This is a genomic window from Hyphomonas pacifica (assembly GCF_000682675.1).
GTDB lineage: Bacteria > Pseudomonadota > Alphaproteobacteria > Caulobacterales > Hyphomonadaceae > Hyphomonas > Hyphomonas pacifica.
This window is the reverse complement of sequence record NZ_AWFA01000071.1, coordinates 1-1,500: the sequence shown is the minus strand read 5'-3', so window position 1 is coordinate 1,500 and position 1,500 is coordinate 1. Positions and strand designations below refer to the sequence as shown.

Annotated in this window: 2 protein-coding genes; both read left to right on the top strand. The window is 55.2% G+C overall.

Going from position 1 to position 1,500, the window contains the following annotated elements; all coding sequences use genetic code 11:
* The coding region (locus HY2_RS15265) for an acyl-CoA dehydrogenase family protein (RefSeq protein WP_034829171.1) at window positions 1-481 on the top strand (481 nt) is incomplete at its 5' end.
* Between the two features lie 211 nt (window positions 482-692).
* The coding region (locus HY2_RS15260) for an acyl-CoA dehydrogenase family protein (RefSeq protein ID WP_034829169.1) at window positions 693-1,500 on the top strand (808 nt) is incomplete at its 3' end.

Here is a 1,500-nt window from a genome sequence, read left to right as displayed (position 1 = left end):
CGGGCCTGGCCGCATCCACCACTGCATGCGTTCTTTGGGCGCGGCAGAGAAGGCGCTGGACCTGATGATCCGCCGTGGCACGACTCGTGTCGCCTTTGGCCGTCCGCTGGTCAAACTGGGTGGCAACACAGAGATTATATCTCGTGCACGGATTGATATTGAAGCTATGCGCATGATGGTTCTGAAAGCGGCCAAGGCCATGGACGTGCTGGGCAACAAGGAAGCCCGCGTCTGGATTTCAATGGTCAAGGCCATGGTGCCAGAGCGTGTCTGCGAAATCATCGACCAGGCGATCCAGATGCACGGCGCTACGGGGGTTTCCCAATGGACGCCGCTCGCCCGTATGTATGCCAACCAGCGTACGCTGCGCCTGGCTGACGGCCCTGACGAAGTGCACCACATGGTGGTCGGCCGTCATGAGATCCGCAAATATGAAGGGGGTGAGGAAGATCCATCCCTTGCTGCTGTCTGGCGGAAATAGGTTCCAGATATAAAAATCTGAGTACGGAAAAGGGCGGTCCTTTGGATCGCCCTTTTTCTTTGAAAAACAAGGTAAAATATTAGAAATATACGGGATAACCCCTAGGGCAATCTGACTGTATCTGGCATAGTTTGACCCTGATAGACCAGCAGGATTTAAGAGCGCCGTTCAGGGAATAGTCTTCCCGATGCGCACAGTCAGGGAGCTTCATATGCATTTCGATTTCAGCGACAAGACTCAGGAGTATATTGACCGCGTCACGGGCTTCATGGACAAACATGTCTATCCGGCCATCCCGGTTTATGAGGAACAGCATGCCAAGGATCGTTGGGGCGTTATGCCGATCCTCGAGGAACTGAAAGCCAAGGCGAAGGCTGAAGGATTGTGGAATTTGTTCCTTCCTCCGAATGCGGAGCATGACACGGAAGAATATTGTGGTGCCGGACTCAGCAATGCGGAATATGCGCCCCTGTCTGAAATCATGGGCCGTGTCAGCTTTGGCTCTGAGGTTTTCAACTGCTCTGCGCCGGATACGGGCAATATGGAAGTGTTGCACCGCTATGGCAGTGACGCGCAAAAGGAAGAATGGCTGCGCCCCTTGATGGCGGGCGAAATCCGCTCAGCTTTCCTTATGACGGAGCCGCTGGTTGCCTCGTCAGATGCCACTAATATCGAAACCTCAATCGTGCGTGATGGCGATGAATATGTCATCAATGGCCGCAAGTGGTGGTCGTCCGGTGTAGGCGATCCACGGTGCAAGGTTGCTATAGTCATGGGCAAGACAGACCCGGACGCAGAACGCCATCAGCAGCAGAGCCAGATCCTTGTCCCCATGGATGCACCGGGACTGAAAATTGTGCGTATGCTGCCCGTCTTCGGCTATGATGACAGCCCGCATGGTCATGCGGAAGTTTTGCTGGAGAATGTGCGCGTGCCGGCATCCAATCTCATTCTTGGGGAAGGGCGCGGCTTTGAGATCGCGCAAGGGCGTCTCGGGCCTGGCCGCATCCACCACTGCA